At 68.1% G+C, this 16512-nt stretch carries 16 protein-coding genes; 9 read left to right on the plus strand and 7 right to left on the minus strand.

Going from position 1 to position 16512, the window contains the following annotated elements; genetic code table 11:
• Positions 1–104: 104 nt before the first annotated feature.
• Positions 105–575, minus strand: a complete 471-nt coding sequence (locus IG98_RS0126340) for a MarR family winged helix-turn-helix transcriptional regulator (protein WP_030917589.1) — start codon at positions 573–575, stop codon at positions 105–107.
• 76 nt (positions 576–651) lie between these two features.
• Here IG98_RS0126340 and IG98_RS0126345 point away from each other — a divergent pair, with 76 nt between their 5' ends.
• From IG98_RS0126345 to IG98_RS0126370, 6 genes are all read left to right on the plus strand, one after another.
• Complete coding sequence (locus IG98_RS0126345) at positions 652–2745, plus strand: MMPL family transporter (RefSeq protein ID WP_037971346.1); 2094 nt, start codon at positions 652–654, stop codon at positions 2743–2745.
• Positions 2746–3093: 348 nt separating this feature from the next.
• Complete coding sequence (locus IG98_RS0126350; protein ID WP_030917595.1) at positions 3094–4353, plus strand: MFS transporter; 1260 nt, start codon at positions 3094–3096, stop codon at positions 4351–4353.
• A gap of 420 nt (positions 4354–4773) precedes the next feature.
• Complete coding sequence (locus tag IG98_RS0126355; protein WP_030917598.1) at positions 4774–4959, plus strand: hypothetical protein; 186 nt, start codon at positions 4774–4776, stop codon at positions 4957–4959.
• Positions 4960–5425: 466 nt separating this feature from the next.
• The gene (locus tag IG98_RS0126360; protein ID WP_030917601.1) at positions 5426–6436 is read left to right on the plus strand and encodes a hypothetical protein; all 1011 of its coding nucleotides are present in this window, start codon (positions 5426–5428) and stop codon (positions 6434–6436) included.
• Positions 6436–6801: a GntR family transcriptional regulator gene (locus IG98_RS0126365; RefSeq protein ID WP_030917604.1), complete on the plus strand. Its 366-nt coding sequence runs from the start codon at positions 6436–6438 to the stop codon at positions 6799–6801. The genes IG98_RS0126360 and IG98_RS0126365 overlap by 1 nt, the downstream gene beginning before the upstream one ends.
• A gap of 155 nt (positions 6802–6956) precedes the next feature.
• Positions 6957–8306, plus strand: coding sequence for a phytase (locus IG98_RS0126370; RefSeq protein ID WP_037971319.1), 1350 nt, complete (start codon positions 6957–6959; stop codon positions 8304–8306).
• 193 nt (positions 8307–8499) lie between these two features.
• Here the strand turns inward: IG98_RS0126370 and IG98_RS0126375 are convergent, their stop codons facing one another.
• The 5 genes from IG98_RS0126375 to IG98_RS0126395 all read right to left on the minus strand — a co-directional run bounded on the left by IG98_RS0126375 (position 8500) and on the right by IG98_RS0126395 (position 13199).
• A complete protein-coding gene (locus IG98_RS0126375; protein WP_030917611.1) occupies positions 8500–8865 on the minus strand; it encodes a DsrE family protein in 366 nt (121 codons plus the stop codon).
• Positions 8866–9046: 181 nt separating this feature from the next.
• Entirely contained in the window at positions 9047–9619 is a 573-nt protein-coding gene (locus tag IG98_RS45320; protein ID WP_063766291.1) for a carboxymuconolactone decarboxylase family protein, read from the minus strand.
• Between the two features lie 74 nt (positions 9620–9693).
• Entirely contained in the window at positions 9694–12279 is a 2586-nt protein-coding gene (locus IG98_RS0126385; RefSeq protein ID WP_030917614.1) for an ATP-binding protein, read from the minus strand.
• A gap of 327 nt (positions 12280–12606) precedes the next feature.
• Complete coding sequence (locus IG98_RS0126390) at positions 12607–12915, minus strand: hypothetical protein (protein WP_030917617.1); 309 nt, start codon at positions 12913–12915, stop codon at positions 12607–12609.
• A complete protein-coding gene (locus IG98_RS0126395) occupies positions 12912–13199 on the minus strand; it encodes a hypothetical protein (RefSeq protein WP_030917621.1) in 288 nt (95 codons plus the stop codon). Before IG98_RS0126395 ends, IG98_RS0126390 begins: the two co-directional genes overlap by 4 nt.
• A 746-nt stretch (positions 13200–13945) precedes the next feature.
• Here IG98_RS0126395 and IG98_RS48115 point away from each other — a divergent pair.
• The 3 genes from IG98_RS48115 to IG98_RS0126410 all read left to right on the plus strand — a co-directional run bounded on the left by IG98_RS48115 (position 13946) and on the right by IG98_RS0126410 (position 15517).
• A complete protein-coding gene (locus tag IG98_RS48115) occupies positions 13946–14347 on the plus strand; it encodes a winged helix-turn-helix domain-containing protein (protein ID WP_030917624.1) in 402 nt (133 codons plus the stop codon).
• Between the two features lie 140 nt (positions 14348–14487).
• A complete protein-coding gene (locus IG98_RS0126405) occupies positions 14488–15330 on the plus strand; it encodes a helix-turn-helix domain-containing protein (protein WP_030917627.1) in 843 nt (280 codons plus the stop codon).
• On the plus strand, positions 15317–15517 hold the full coding sequence (locus IG98_RS0126410) for a DUF397 domain-containing protein (protein WP_030917630.1): 201 nt from the start codon (positions 15317–15319) through the stop codon (positions 15515–15517). Before IG98_RS0126405 ends, IG98_RS0126410 begins: the two co-directional genes overlap by 14 nt.
• A 126-nt stretch (positions 15518–15643) precedes the next feature.
• On the opposite strand, the gene IG98_RS0126415 is transcribed toward IG98_RS0126410, so the two are convergent.
• Positions 15644–16483 (minus strand): permease-like cell division protein FtsX, encoded by an 840-nt coding sequence (locus IG98_RS0126415; RefSeq protein WP_157594524.1) that lies wholly within the window; start codon positions 16481–16483, stop codon positions 15644–15646.
• Positions 16484–16512 lie beyond the last annotated feature (29 nt).

Genomic DNA, 16512 nt, shown 5'->3' on the forward strand with positions numbered 1-16512 from the left:
CCTGACGGCCCTCGCTGAACCACCTCCCTGGACGTGCCCCCCTGCCGCCGTATGCGGCGAACGAGAAGAACGCAACCGTTCGGCCCGCGCACTCGAAGACAAGGTCAGGAAGAACCCGACTCGGCTCGCAACACGCCGAGTTCCCCGTTCATGGCGTCGAGAAAGGCTGCCACGGTGCGCAACTCCTCCGGGCTGAAACGCCGCAGGGCGTTGCCCGTACTACGGCCGAGCGGACCGAAGAAGGCAGCGGCGAATTCCTTCGCCGCGTCGAGGTAGTGCAGATGGACCACCCGCCGGTCGTGCACGTCGCGAACCCGGCGAATGTGCCCGGCCCGCTCCAGCCGGTCGAGGCACGCGGTGACGGCACCCGACGTGAGGTTCAACTCCTCCCGCAGCCGCCCCGGAGTGATCGGCGACGGAGCGTCAAAGATCTTCATGAGGGCCTGGACATCTGTGGGGTGCAGCCCCTGCTCGTGGGCGAACTCATGGGCGATGCGGTTGAACTCGGCGGTCATCCGGCGCATTCGTACCGCGAAGGACTGCAGGTCGATACCTACCTCGCGATCGCCGTTCATACCGTCATGCTACATTAATTCAACGATTGAGTATCTTAATAGTTGAGCTACATAGCATCACGGAAAGGTGATCTTCATGGCACGGCAACCGATCCGCTGGCTTGTTCCGGCACTGCTGGTGCTGGTCTGGCTGGCCGTCGGCGGGGGGCTGGGGCCGTTCGCCGGCAAACTCACCGAGGTGTCCACCAACGACCAGGCCTCGTTCCTACCGCAGAGCGCGGAGTCGACACGCGTGCTGGAGGTGCAGGACAGGTTCCGCGAGGGGGAGACGCAGCCACTCATCGTGGTGTGGACCGCGGACGGGAAGAACATCACTCCCGAGCAGAGCGCGGCGGCGACTCGGGCGCTCGCCTCGCTGCGCGGCACGGAGGGCGTCGTCGGGACACCCACACCCGCCATCGGATCGGAGGACGGCCGGGCTCTGCAGGGCGTGATCCAGTTCAGTCCCGACCTCGAAGGCCCGCTCGGGGAGATCCTGGACCGGACCGGCTCGGCGGTGGCGGTCAACGGTCTGCGGGCTCAGCTCGCCGGACCACTGGCCACCCGAGCCGACCTGTCCGGCGCTTTCGCCGGGATCGACGGCCTGCTTCTCGGGGTGGCGCTGATCACCGTATTGATCATCCTGCTGGTGGTGTACCGAAGCGTGCTGCTGCCTCTCATCATCGTCACGGGATCGGTCTTCGCGCTGGGCCTGGCATGCGCGGTGGTGTACTTCCTGGCCGACCGCGACATCGTCCGGGTCGACGGCCAGGTGCAGGGCATCCTGTTCATCCTGGTCATCGGCGCGGCCACCGACTACGCGTTGCTGCTGACCGCCCGCTTCCAGGAGGAACTGGCCGCGACCGGCGACCGCTTCGCCGCAGGCCGCGTCGCGCTGCGGCGCTCGTTCGAGCCGATCGTCGCCAGTGCCGCCACGGTGGCCCTGGCCCTGCTCGCACTGCTGCTCAGCAACCTGACCAACAACCGCGCGCTCGGCCCGGTGGGCGCCATCGGCATCGTGTGCGCCGCCCTCAGCGCGCTCACCTTCCTGCCCGCCGCTCTCATCCTGCTGGGTCGCGCCGCCCTGTGGCCGGCGAAGCCGCGTCCGGCCAACGCCGAGACCCGGGGGATCTGGGGCCGGGTGGCCGCCCTGGTCGACCGCCATCCGCGCCGGCTCTGGATCGCCACCATCCTGCCCCTCGTCACCCTCGCCCTCTTCGCGCCGCAGCTGAACGCCAGAGGCGTGCCGCTGGACGAGACCTTCGTGAACGACGCGCCGTCGGTGGCGGCACAGGCGGCGCTGGGCGATCACTTCCCCGGAGGCTCGGGGCAGCCCGCCGTCATCGTCGTCCCCGCCGAGCGGGCCGCGGCCGTGGAGAAGACGGTCGACGGCGTCAAGGGCGTGTCCGACGCCGCGGCGGTGACGCAGAGCGGGCGTCCGGGCGACACCCCCAAGGTCGTCGACGGACTCACGCTGGTGCAGGCGACGTTGAGCGACGCGCCGGACAGCGACGCCGCCCAGGACACGGTCAAGCGCCTGCGCGCCACGCTCGCCTCCGAGAACGGCGTCATGATCGGCGGGTACAGTGCCCAGCGATACGACACGACGGAGACCGCGAAGAGCGACACCCTGCTCATCGTCCCGGTCGTCCTGGCGATCATCCTGCTCATCCTGATCGTCCTGCTGCGCTCGCTGATAGCGCCCGTGCTCCTGGTCATCACCGTGGCACTGAACTTCCTGGCCACCCTCGGCGTCTCCACGCTGGTCTTCACGCACCTGTTCGGATTCACCGGCAGTGACGCGTCCGTGCCGCTGTACGGCTTCGTCTTCCTGGTCGCGCTGGGGGTGGACTACAACATCTTCCTCATGTCCAGGGTGCGCGAGGAGACCGCGCTCCACGGGGCACGAAAGGGGGTGCTGCACGGGCTGGTCACCACCGGCGGGGTGATCACCTCGGCGGGCGTCGTGCTCGCCGCCACCTTCGCCGCGCTGGTGGTGATCCCCCTCGCCTTCCTGGTACAGATCGCCTTCATCGTCGCCTTCGGCGTCCTGCTCGACACCCTGGTGGTGCGGTCTCTGCTGGTCCCGGCACTGGTACGGGACCTGGGCCCGCGGGCTTGGTGGCCTGGCCGCCTGGGCCGCGCCGATATACGACAGGAGTCCCGGGAACTGACCGGGGCGTCAAGGTGATACCCGGCCTGGGCGACGGCGGCGATCCCCTCGTTTCGTGACTCGGCGGTAGCGGCCGAGGGCGGCGGCGACCAGGGAGCCGCCGCCCTCGGCCCGGCGTTCGTGGCGGTGTTCGTGGCGGCGGCACAGGCGGGACGGCCGGCGCCCCAGCCGCCGGCCGAATTCGATATCCAGCCATCGCTGGTTTCGATTTTCCAGAAGGCCCAGCCGTTTCGGCATTGTTGAGATCTGGCCTGCGGCCCGGCCTCGGGTTACCCTGATCGCACTGTGCCCTGAGCTTTAACGTAACCGGCCGTCACCGGACGGTTCTGAATCCCATCCGCACCGAAGTGCTGCGCTGGAGAGCGTGTGCCCGTCTCTGAGAGCCCGTGGCGGGCGCCGGTCACCCTGGCGTACGCGACCTTTGTATTGGCCGGGTTGAACGCCGGTGTGGGCGGAGTGCTGCTGCCCGCGCTGATCGGCGACTACGGCGTCGACATGACGACGATCGGTATCACCTTCTTCGTCTCCTCCGCCGGGTTCATGCTCGCCGGATCCGGTACGGGCCCGCTGCTCGAGCGCCTCGGTACGCGCCGGGCCCTCGCCATCGGCGGCGGCCTGTACGTGATGGCCACGCTGTACATGGCCAGCCGTCCGCCGTTCGTGGCCTTCCTGGCAGTGCAGCTGGTGGTCGGCTACGGCATCGGCGTGCTGGAGTCGGTGCTCAACGCCTACCTCACAGAGCTTCCCTCGGCCACGACGCTGCTCAACCGCCTGCACGCGTTCTTTGGTGTCGGCGCGCTTCTCGGCCCGTTGACGGCCGCCTGGATGCTGACCTTCCTGCCGTGGACGGCCGTATGGCTGGTGCTGGCGGTGGCGTGCCTGCCGCTGGTGGCCGGCTTCCTGCTGGCCTATCCCAGGCCCACCCCCGCGGGTGACGGTGCGGCCGGGCGCCCCGTGAAGACGGGGCCTCCGTATCCTGACGCCTTGCTGCTTCCAACAGACCCCGAGGGCTCCGAACCGGAGCGGGGCGGTCTGCTGACCGCCGTCATGCGCTCGCCCGCGGTGGCACTGGCCTCGGTGTTTCTCGCCGTGTACGTCGGTTTGGAGATCAGTGTAGGCAACTGGGGGTTCACCTTCCTGGTGGAGGAGCACGCGCAGACCGGCCTGACCGCCGGGTACATCTCCAGCGGTTACTGGCTCGGGCTGACCCTGGGCCGGTTCCTGATCAGTCCGGTTGCCACCAGGATGGGACTGACCGCGATCGGCATGACCTACGCCTGCCTGGCCGGCGTGACGGCGAGCGCGGTCCTCACCTGGGCGGCACCGGGAGCGGCCGTGGCCACCGCCGGTTTCCTCCTGCTCGGCTTCTTTCTCGGGCCCATCTTCCCGACGGCCATGGCGGTGGTGCCTGATCTGACCACGGCCCGGCTGGTGCCGACGGCCATCGGCATCATGAACGGGGTATCGGTCATCGGCGGCGCGATGCTCCCCTGGCTGACCGGCGCCATCGGACAGAGCGCCGGGATCTGGACCCTGATGCCCTCCGCCGTGCTCCTCTCCCTGCTGCAGTTCGCCCTTTGGCGGATGATCGTCGCCCGAATGACCCCGGCTCGACCCAGACCTTGATCGACCCGCGAAGTTGCTCGGTACCTCGCCCAGGGAAGACACGGTCAACACCGCCCTACAAGAGATCGTCGATCGACACGGGCGGGCAGCGGCCGTGGCTCGCATGCGCGAGATGGTGAGATCGACTTCTCAGCCATCGACAAGGGTGACAGCACTCACCAGGCCGTGGCGTGACAAAACTCTGTCTCATAGATACCAGCGCCCTGCTCCGTATCAAAAGGACTCGTTCGCCCTATGTCTCGCTGAAGTCTGACAGAGAGGATCCGACGGCCACGTGAAAGGACGCGTCAGGTGACAGGCGGCAGACTACGTGGCCGTAGTGCTGGAGCACTCAGGGCTGGTCGACTTGGACCGAGAGCTCCCAGCGCGAATAAGGCCGCCTGGGCACCAACCACCTGACGCATCCCATAGGGGAACAGCATGACCGAAGTCATCACCACCGATGCCGGTGACCGCTATCACGCCACCTCGGACTGCTGGGGCCTCCGCGCCGGCCAGCAGGGCGGCGAAGTCCTGGGGTTCGACATCCGCGGGATCAGGAGCACGAGCATCTCGGATGCCGAAGCAGAAGGCAAAAAACCGTGCAAGGTGTGCATTCCCGACTGAGACTCGCGCCGAACGATGATCAGTAGGGCGTCTTTCCTGCTCAAAGAGAGCGCACGCTTTATATGACGTCACCTACCGTGCGGGCGCCCTTCTGGGCACTCACGCGGTAGGTCGACAGTGGCACGGCGGTCCCTGACCGGGGAAGGGATGGGGCCGCTGTGCCCGTTCACGGGCGGCCGGTCCCGGTGGGTGCCCAGCGCTGGACGAGCGCGGTCATCTCGGCTTCACTCATCTGTGCCTTGAGGCCCTCGACCGTACGGTCACAGATGAGCAGAGGTCCGGAGGTGGGCCAGGTGGCGATGGCGTGGAACAGTCGGCTGCCCGTCGACGGACCTGGTGAAGCAGTACACCCCTTCACCGTCATCCTCCGGAGAGGGTGTCCGGGCCTGACCCGGGAAGCATCCTGTCACCGTTCAGAAACTGTTTGCACTGTTATATTTAACAGCAAACAGTTGGAGGTTGAGCCATGTTCATCCCCATCCCCTTCGCGTCTCCTTACCGCCCCGATCACGCCGCGCCAGGCAGGGTCCGCCGCCTGATCCTGACAGCCGCCGGCCCGCTACTCCTGCTGATCGTGCCCATGACCCTGGTCACCCTGTACGGGGAGCGCCTCCCCGACCGCGTTTACCTCCAGAACTGGGCCATCGACACCGAGTACGAGCCCACCTGGCAAGGTTGGGCCTCACAACCCCTCTGGGGGGTGATGGTGTGGTTCGAAGCGCTGCTCATCGTCTCGTTCCTGCGCCACTGGCGCTTACCTCAGGTCCAGCGGGCCCTGGTGGCCGGGAGCTTCCTCATCGGCGTGGCCGCTCCGGTGTCCGGCGCGCTGTGGCTGCTGATGCTGGTCGACGCCCCGGGTGCCGTGGCCCGGCCCGCCTGGCTCCTGATGGTGGAGATCGCCGCCGCCGCGGGGGCATTCGCTCTGGGCTGGGCGGCGGCAGGTCCGCTGCCGCCGGCGCCCGAGACCACCGCCGTACCGCCGCCGCATGCGCCCACCATGACGCTCGGCCCGTGGCAGCGTGCCATGTTCGTGACCTCCGCCTGGTCGGCACAGAGGCTGCTGGCCGCCGCGGTGCTGGCCGTGGTCACCGCATGGACCGTGTCCGAGGGCTCCGGTGCATGGCAGGGCACGACGGTACTGGCGCTGTGGACGGTCTTTGAAATGGCGCAGGCGCGTACCCGTCTGCAGATCGACGGCTCGGGGGTCACGGTGCGGTTCCCCTGGCTACCCGCCCTACGCCGGACGGTGCCGTACCCGAGGATACGATTCGCTGAGGCCAGGAGCGAAGCTCCCGCCGGACGGTACAAGCTGGACGACGGTGATGCGGGCTGGGGTGTCGTCGGCAGGAAGGGGCCGGCGCTCGTCCTGTCGTTGAGTGATGGCCGGCTGTTCGTCTACTCCACGCGCGAAGCGGAGACGGCGGCCGCGCTGGTCAACGGATGGCTGAGCAGGCAGCGACAGGGGGAGACGGCGTAGTGCTGATCACAGTTGACCCTTCATCGGCACAGTCACTCGCCGACCAGGTGGCGGCCTCCGTACGCGCCGCGCTGGCCAATGGCACGGCGGCCCCCGGAGACCGGCTCCCTTCGGCGCGCAACGTGGCCACCGCCCTCGGCATCAACCTGCACACCGTGCTACGGGGCTACCAGCAGTTGCGCGACGAAGGATTGGTGGAACTACGTCGCGGCCGAGCGGCTGTCATCACCGGCACGGCCGACCAGTTCCGCCTCCGACTCGCCGCGGCAGCCGAGGAGTTCGCCAGGGCCGCCCTGCATACCGGAGCCTCCGAAGAGGAAGCACTCGTCGCAGCCCGGAAGGCGTTGCTCGCCATGCGAGCCTGAGTAGCAGCCTCCCACCCCGGCACCTCGCAACGCCCTGGAGTCCGCGGCATGACCGCAGCCGACGACGTCCTCCCCGCATGACGAGTTCCAGAGTTCAACTGACAGCTATCTACCGGTCAGATCCGCGGCAATCTTCGTCGGGCACGCTCGAACACGTGACTCACATCCTGAAAGCCGCACTGTCGGTTGGCACAGTTGCCGCCACCCTGCTCGCCGCCTCCCCCGCGGCGGCCTTTCCCGCCGTTGAGCATCGGGGCGATCCCGCAGTCGTGACGACGGACAGCGAGACACCTGCCCTTTATGACGACGAAAAGGGGGGCAACGCCTCCGGTGACGACCCCGCCATCTGGGTCCACCCGAAGGACTCCCACAAGTCGATCGTGATCGTGACCGCCAAGGAGGGGGGCCTCCGCGTCTACAACATGAAATCCCGGGAGCTCCAGTCACTGGCCGCGACCGAGGCCCCGCGGGCCGACACGGCCAAAGGCCGGTACAACAACGTCGACATCGCCTACGACATCACGCTCGCCGGCCGCGTGGTCGACGTCGCGGTCGTCTCGGACCGCTACAACGACCAGCTCCGGTTCTTCGTCATCGACCCGGCCGGCGCCGCGGCGCGTACGCCGCTGACCGAGGTCACCGCGGCTGATCAGCGGTTCCTGTTCAACCCTGACCGTGAAGCCGTCGGCGAGGAGCACACGGCGTACGGACTCGCCGTCTGGCAGCCGAAGCGCGGTGAGACGTATGCCGTCGTCACCCAGGAAGGTGCCACGACCCTCGCGACCGCGCGCATCGTCGAGGTCGACGGCAAGCTCGGCTACACGAGCGTCAAGAAACTGACGATGCCGAGCACCTTCAAGCTGCCGGACGGTTCGACCTGGTTCCCGTGTGAGGAGCCGGGCGTACTGCCGCAGTTCGAGGGTGTCGCGGTGGACCAGAAGTCGGGCGTTCTCTATGCCGCGCAGGAGGATGTCGGCCTGTGGCGGCTACGGCTGCCGCTCGGCTCGGGCGGGCAGCCGACGCTCATCGACAAGGTCACCGACTTCGGCATCCACGACGCCTACGACGAGAAATCCGAAAAGTGCCGGCCAATCGACCCGAAGGCCAAGGGGTTCGGCGGCAACCTGCTCACGGCTGACGCCGAGGGCGTCGACATCTACTACGGCCCGGGCTCGACCGGATACATCATCGTGTCAAGCCAGGGAGACGACACGTTCGCGGTCTACGACCGGCAGGGCAAGAACGCTCCGGTGGGCGGCTTCCGGGTCAAGGGCGCCAAGGGAGCCGACGACGTCAACGGCTCCGACGGGCTTGCCGTGACGAACCGTCCCGTCGGTGACTACCGCCAGGGCCTGCTGGTCACGCACGACGAGCCCGAGACCGGGCCCGACGTCGACGACGAACGCGACGCCACGAACTTCTCCTACGTCTCGTGGGGTGAGATCGCCAAGGCCCTGTCGCTCAAGGTGACCACGAAGGCCGGAAACGACCCGCGGTTCCGCTAAGGCGGACTGCCGCAGGCCGGTCGCGTGAATCAGGGACGCTCTCGGCTGACAAAGCTCTCAACCGGAACGCCTCGGGGCATGGTCCTCCGAGGCGTCTCCGTTTTCCGCTCTGTCGATCCCCGGTAGACCCAGGACACGATCTGTCCGGAATCTCTGCAGCACCTCATTTCCATGCTTCGGTGCCCTCGGGACATCAGTAACTGAAGGTGGTCGCGCCCTCGTCGCCGATCCACTGCCACATGGGGACGGTGCCGCCCAGCTCCGCGCCCTCGATGAGTCGCTGTTTGTCGAGCGCGCGGGCCTCGAAGCAGATCGGACAGACCAGGTAGTGTCCGCCTGCCTTGGCGTACCGGGCCACGAGGTCGGCCAGTGGAGGGCAGCCGTCACACGCGACGGCGATGGCGACGCCGTCCAGCGCCAGCCGGGCCGCTTCCTTGGTGAGGAACATGAGCGTGGGACGGCCCTGCTCGGCTGCGCCGACCGCGACCAGGAACGCCACCGTGACCCGCTCAGGGTCCTCAAGCCCGGTGGTCAAACTGACGACAGCTTTTCCGGCCATGGATCTCTCCTTGTCTTTCGTCGATGGAGCACGTGGACTTTCTGAACGACTCGGCACCGGCGAACCGCCGTCACCCGGTCCTTCGCCCCGCATTCCGCACGTGACCCCGATCGACCTGGGGTGATCACCCGCTGCACTGGCTCAGATATAGCTGCTGACCTGCAACGGTGCGGAAAACGACCTAGCCGGAGACGGCTTCGACGCCGGTTGTCCCGAGGGCCGCCCGGATGCCGGGGTGCAGCCCGTCAAAGACCGGATCCGGGACGGCACCGACCGCGGACAGGACGCCGCTGAAGAAGCGGCGCAGGCAGACGGCGAGCACGATCTGGAGGATGTCGACATCGGCCAGCCCGTGCCCGCGCAGAATGTCGATGTCCGCCTCGGTCACCGTGACAGGATCGGCGGCAACGCGTTCGGCGAAGTCCATGACCGCCGCGTCCACCGGAGCCAGCCCCGCGTCGTGGCGGTCGGCCACGATCGCGCGCAGCGCCGCGTCGTCGTAGAACCGCTCACGCAGCACGGCCGCGTGAGCGAGACCGCAGTACGTGGAACCGAGACGGCGGGCGGCGGTCAGGGTGACCAGCTCGTAGCGACGCAGGTCCATGCCGGCCTTGACCGCCTCCCCCAACTGCTGCCAGGCGCCGTAGACCTCAGGCCGCAGCGCCAGCACCCTGAGGTAGTTGGGCACGTATCCCAGGGCGGCCCGCTCGGTCTGGTAGAGCGGTGATTCGGCGGGCGTGCTGAGATAGGTCATGGTCTCCCCTTACGGCGGCGCCTCCGCACAGAACGGTAGGACCTCCGCGACGGTCCGCGATTGGGGAGATCTCCCTAATTTGCGGGATCCCGGAGCAGGTTCAGCCGGTGCGCCGCAGCGACCGCCTGGCCCCGGCTGGCCACACCGAGCTTGCCCAGCACCGCGGAGATGTGGTGGTCGACGGTCTTGACCGACAACGACAGGCGCCCGGCTATCTCGGCGTTGGACAGCCCTTCGGCCAGTAGCGCCAGCACCTCCACCTGGCGCGGCGTCAGACCGGCGGCGTTGGCGGCCGTCGCCCGGCGGGGACCGCGTGGCACCCGGGTGAATCCGCGCCTTCTCAGCTCGGCCCGTAACCTCTCCGCCGCCCGCGTGGCCCCCAGCTCGTCCAGGACCCGCAACGCCTCGGCCGCCGCATCCTGCTCACCGCCCGCCAGCACCTCGACGCGCGCGTATCCGGCACCGCGCCGGGCCCACTCCGCGGCCGCGCCCGCCCAGTCGCCGTCGATCATCAGCTGGTACGGCCGCACCACCGCACCCGGGATCCCGGTCCCGCCGGCCCGCCATAACCGGTAGGCCAGCTCCCCGACGTAAACCGGGTGGCTCACCGTCATGGCCAGGTCCAGGCCGCGCCGAGCCTCCTCGGCGGCACGCTCGGCATCGCCGCGCCACAGGAAGAACTCCGAGCGGGCCGCCGCCACCGGGCAGACCCGCTGCACCTCACCGGTACGTTCGGCCTGGCGGGCGGCCTCGTCCAGGGTGGCCGACGCCTCGGGCTCGCCGCGAGCCGCCTGGATCCGGCCCCGCGCCACCAGCGCGGGAACCACGGCGACCCCGGCCCGGACCGGCCGGTCCAGCGCCGCGTCCGCGTCGGCCAGCGCGCCGGTCCAGTCACAGCGGGCCAGCCGCACCCCCGCCCGCACCCCGAGCAGGTACTGGACGTAGCCGTCGAGATCCTGCCGGGTGGCGTAGGCCAGCGCCCGCTCGACCGCCGGGACGGCGGCTTCGTACTCGGCCAGCTCGACCAGCGAGGTGGCCAGGTTGACCAGTGCCCGGGCGGCGTGATCGGTCAGCCCGAGGGATGAGGCCCGCTCGTGCGCCACCCGCAGCGCCGCGGCCGCGCCGTCGTCACCGTCCATCAGCCGCGCGCTGCTCACGTTGATCACGGCGTGAACGGAGGTCTCCACATCCCCCAGCCGGTCGGCCAGGGTCCGTGCCCGCTCCCCCCACGTGACCGCGGTCTCCCGCTCGCCCGCCAGCATGTGCAGCTGCGACCGGTTGCTGTAGGCCATGGCCAGCTGTCGGCCCGGCGGCCCGGCCTCTAGGACCGTCACCGCTCGGGCGGCCGCCTCCCGGGCCTCCCCCGCGTCCCCCGCCCACCACGCCAGCCGGGAGATCCAGCGCAGGTTCTCCCCGACCTGTTCAGGTTGCCGCAGATCCTCCCGTACGGCCAGCGCCGCCCGCCGGGCCCGCAGCCCCTCCTCGGCCAGCCCGGCCAGATACGCCTGGAAGGCGTACGCCTCCAGCAGCTCGGCCCGTTGCGGGGCCGGCAGCCGGTCGGCGTGTACGGCCGCGACCCGGTAATGTGCCGTCGCCTCCCGATGCGCGCCCTGCTGGGCCGCGCCGACCCCCGCCACCTGCCCGTACCGCAGGACCGCGGCCTCGTCCCCCGCGTGCAGCGCGTGGTGGACCAGACGGCCCGGGTCGACCCCGGCGGCCCCCGCCAGCACGCCCAGCACCCGCCGGTGCAGGACGGCGCGTCGCGCGGGCGACATCGCGTCCTCCACCGCGCCGCGCAGCAGCTCGTGACGGAACGACACGCCGTCACCAGACGGCACCAGCACCCCGGCGTCGACACACAGGTCGACCAGGTCCGACGCTCCCGCCACGACGGCGGCGTCGGCGCGAGTCGGGATCACCGCCACCAGTTGGGCCAGCTCCCGGGCGGGCCGCGGCAGTGCCCGCATCCGGTCCAGGACGAGATCCTGCACAGTGGCCGGCACCGCCCGGCCGTCGGCCTTGAACAACTCGGTCACCAGCAACGGATTGCCGCCGGTCAACCGGTAGACCAGCTCCGGATCCCGCCCGGCCCGGTGCGCCTGCTCCGTCACACACGCCGGAGACAGCGGCGACAGCGACACGCGTCGCACGATGGCGCTGGGCAGGGCCGCCAGGGCGCCCCGCAGTGGGTGCTCGGCGCCCACCTCGTCGTCACGGTAGGTCACCACGACCAGGGCCGACATCCGGCCGATCCGTCGGCCCGACCAGACCAGCCAGTCGAGTGTGGCCTCATCGGCCCAGTGGGCGTCCTCCACCACGACGACCGGGCGCGGCCGCTGCGGCGGGCCGGAAAGCTCGTCCAGGAAGGCCGCGAAGATCTCCTCCCGCGCGGCGCCGGCGTTCAGCCGATCGGCCAGGATGTTTCCGGTCTGGCGGCCGATGTCGTGCAGGGGGCCCAGCGCCCGCGGGGTGATCAACCGGTCGCAGCCGCCCCAGAGCACCCATGCCGCCGACCCGCATCGCCGGGCGAACTCGGTCACGAGCGCGGACTTGCCGATGCCCGCCTCGCCGGCCACCACCGCCACTCGACCGCCGCGGGCGCTCTCGCGCAGAAGATCGCCGAGGAGATCCAGCGTCGCGGAACGCTCCCACAGCTCCATCCACCTGATGCTAAACCGTTCTCTGATCCTCGCTGTTTGTCAGTGCGGACCAGCGAGCCGCCGCGGCATTTTCCCTGTCGGGATTTCCCGTTTCGCCAATGCGCGCCTGGCACGAATACCGGGCGTTTTCCCGCCTCCCACCTGACCGGACAGCCGATGCGCTGCATCAGCTGACAATCTTCAGATTCGGCAGGACCGGCCCGGAGAGAGCGCACGCTTTACACGACGTCACCTACCTCTCGGACGCCTTTCTTGGCACCCGCGCGGTAGGTCGGCAACGGCACGGCGGTCCCGGACCGGGGGAAGGGATGGGACCGCCGTGCCTGCTCACGAGCGGCCGGGTCCGGCGAGCGCCCAGCGTTGGGTGATCGCGGTCATCTCTGCCTCGCGCATCTGGGCCTTGAGACCGTCGACGGTCCGGTCGCACAGAAGCAGTGGTTCGGGGGTGGGCCAGGTGGTGATGGCGTGGAAGAGGCGGCTGCCGGTGCCGTACAGCACGGCCCAGCCTGGCCAGGTGATCTCCAACATCGCCGCTTCGGCGCGGGCCTCATGGTCCCAGGTGTAGTGGGGTACGGGGGCGGCGGCCTGGCCGTCGCGGTGGCGTCCGCGAGGGCGGGTGGGTCGTCGCCGGATCATGAGATCACCTGCCCGGCGGCCTGTCCCCGCGTCTGCCCGGCAGAGGTCTCCGTGACGGCAGCGGCCTGGGCGTTGGCCTCTTGGGCGATGGCCTCCTGCCGGTCGGTCTCGGCCCGCAGAGCCTCCAGGCTGTCGGCGTCGATGGTCCGTTCGGCCCCGGCGTGGAAGGCGGCCAGGGAGAAGGGCTCCTCCCGGCTGGCCCACAGCCGTCCGGCGTCACTGAGGATGAGCCGCCAGCCGGGAATGGTGGTGGGTTCTGGGGTGGTGGACCTACCATCGTTCATTGATTGGATCTCCATCTGATCAAGGGCCCGTCTGTTCGTTGGTCGCGGAGGACGGGCCCGCTTCATGTGGTGGGGAAGAGCGTGGAGGGGTGTGCCGTACGGGCCGAGTGGCCGGTACGGAGACGGGGTGACCGCTACACGGTGCAGGGCACAGACGGCCGATGGCCGGGGATGGGCCGCGAGGCGACGTACGGTGCCGGGCCGGGACGCTCTGAGATGGACGGGCCTGGACGGGCGCGCCGGGCGAAGGCGGCAGGGCTCCCGCCTGGGCAACGATGCCGGTACGGCGGGCACGACGACCGGGACCTGCCCAGAACGGCGCTGGGCGGGTACCGACGGAACCGCCTTGGCCGGAGCCCTCGGAGTGGGCGACTCGAAGCAGGACAAAGAGCGGTCCCCGGTACGGCGGGCCTCCAGGCGCATGGCCATCAGACCTCCGGAAGGCTGTGCGTACTCGTGATCGGCGGGCCGGTCGGGGCAGCCGTGCGCGTAGGGGGCGTGCCCGCAGGCGGCGCAGCCCATCGGCATCGGCGGCGCATCCAGGAAGCAGCAGCAGCCAATCGCCGTGGACCGGTCGAGAGCCGGAGCACTAGGGTTGTTCACGGATCAGGACTCACTTCCTGGTCAAGGGCCTGTTGTCGGTGGGCAATACCGATAGCGGGCCCGATTTCTGTTGATAATTTTGCTGGCCTGCTCGCCTACTGGCCAGCAGGCAAACTGGGGTGCAGGCCTAGTGGCATGGTGCGATGCCCATCGACCCTGATTCCTACGAGCCCCTGTACCGCCAGGTCGCCGGCGATCTACGCCAGCGGATCTCCAGCGGCACCCTGCCCCCTGGCCAGAGGCTTCGGTCCGAGCCTGACCTGGCACATGAGTACGGCGTGGGAGTTGACGCGCTGCGTGATGCTCTTGCGGTGCTCCGAAGCGAAGGCCTCATCCGGACAGTGAGCCGCGAGGGTTCCTACGTCCGTGAGCAGACAGAGCCGGTCGTGGTCCACGTCGAAGGTCCGGCGCGAATTCGGGTGCGCCTCCCGACTCTGGCCGAGCGGAAACGTCTGCGACTGGCAGAGGGGGTGCCTGTCCTGGTCGTGGACAACGGAGAGACGTGCGTCCTGGCGGCATATGAGACGGAGATCGAGATCCCATGACGTGCCACGTGCAACCCCCCTTTCAGGGCTGCGTCCTCTGGGCCTCCTATGATGATGCGAGAATCCCACGAAGACAACCGCATCTAATAAATGACCGATAAGTCCATACGCCAGAAAGATCAATGCGGAAAACTGTCCGCATGAAGCACTCCACCGTTCGGCTGCGCCGCCTGTCACGTGAGCTACGCATATTGCGTGCGACCACAGGAATGACGACAGAATCCGCCGCCGAACAGCTCGGCTGGTCGCGAAGCAAGCTAAATCGGTTCGAAACAGGAAAAGGCGCACCAACACCTGCCGATGTGGCAGCGATCTGCCACCTGTACTGCGCGGAAGCGGCAACCACCGAAGCCATGGTGCAACTCACCCGCGAAGTCGCCCGACGCGGCTGGTGGACGGCCTACTCCGATGTGTTCACCGGGTCGTACGTCGAGTTCGAGGCAGCGGCCAAGACGATCTGCCACTGGGCACCACTGGTAATCCCCGGCCTGCTCCAGACCGAGAACTACGCCCGAGAGATCATCAGAGCGGGCCACCCGGATCGGCCTGACATCGAACTGACACGCCGCGTCGATGCACGGATGCAGCGCAAGACCACCTTGCTCGGCGCTCACGCCCCGATGTTGCACATCCTCATCGGCGAAGGTGTCCTTCACTACCCTGTGGGCTCAGCCAACGTCATGCCCCATCAGCTTGGCGAAATCCTGCACGCCATGGACCGGCCAAACATCACCGTCCAGGTCCTCCCGTTGCAGGCCGGCGTTCACGGCGGCACGGAGGGAGCCTTCTCGGTATTGTCCTTCGGCGACGACGATCCAGATCTGGGCTACGCCGAATGTCCAGCAGGTGAGGTATACGTCGAGGACAGCGAGCAGATCCGGCGACTTATGCTGACATTCAAGCACCTTACCAACGCGTGCCTGTCCCCCGAGGAGTCCGCGGCATTCATCACCGCGGTGAGGAGTAAACATGACCTCCCCTGACCTGTCCAGCGCCACATTCCGCAAGTCGACCCTCAGCGGCCCCAACAATGATTGCGTCGAAGTGGCGACCAACCTGCCGGGCCTCATCGCCGTACGCGACAGCAAGAACCCCTCCGGCCCCGCACTGACCTTCTCCCCGACGGTCTGGAGCAACTTCCTGACGGGCATCCGCAACGGAGAAATCTGACCAGACGCTGGATGCCACATGATCAGCGCCATCCGGCCGTACGGCAACACGAGCCCTCATCGCGCACTTAGACGATCACCGTGACTTGTACTCAAGCTGCCTGAACTGACTTCTCGATCAGGCGGGTCAAAGACCTAAACCATAAAAAACAGACACCTTGCCCCCTCCCGCCACTCCGGGCAGGCTGTTCACCTTGTCCACGATCGATGGGACGAGCGCCGGGTCGTCAAGTTTGACGTAGTAGCTCTCGTAGTACTCATCCAACGGCTTGGGCTTGGCATCGTCGTCCTTGCCCTGAGGATCAGGATTCACCACGTGCGACAACAGGGCGTCGAACTGCTTGGACATCCACATGTCATGCGCCTGATCCGCGAAATAGATGCGCTTGACGCCTTTCATTCTCTTCAGTAGAGCCTCGATCTCCTCTCTCTCGCCGGCCGTCGCCCTACCTCGTTCCTCGCAATATCCCGGTCTTCTGTTGTTGTCACACAGGAGGACGACTATATCGGCCTTACCCTCCCAGAAGGGGGTGGGTATGACACGGGCGATGGAGATACCGGGCAGCGCCTTGATCGCCGAGTCGAAGGCAGGTGCGTCACTCCACCGATGCAGCCTTCCGGTGAATGCCTCTGGCATATCGTTTTCTTCTATGACCCTCGCCAGGCCGGGAGCGTCCGCCAACATCCCGGCCAGCGCCTCTTGTTTACTCTTATAGTGGAGATCTGTAATTTGCGGCATCTGCCGTAGGATCTGCTCCATCGCGCGTCTCTGTAGCGGAGTCGCTTCCTTGTCTCCGCAGGCATCCGAACCGTCGTTCTTGGTGCACAGACGAACGGAGAACTGGCCACCTTCCGGCCAAGGACCGATCGGGGCCGCGAAGATTTTCGGGAACCGGTCTGCCTCTGCAGCCGAGGCGCCGAACAGGAGAGCTGTCATCGCGGCAAAGACGAGAAGTACACGGAGCACAGGGGAAATTATGTCTTGGGCCGAGAGCT

The sequence above is a fragment of the Streptosporangium amethystogenes genome (genome assembly GCF_000721075.1).
Classification (GTDB): domain Bacteria; phylum Actinomycetota; class Actinomycetes; order Streptosporangiales; family Streptosporangiaceae; genus Streptosporangium; species Streptosporangium amethystogenes.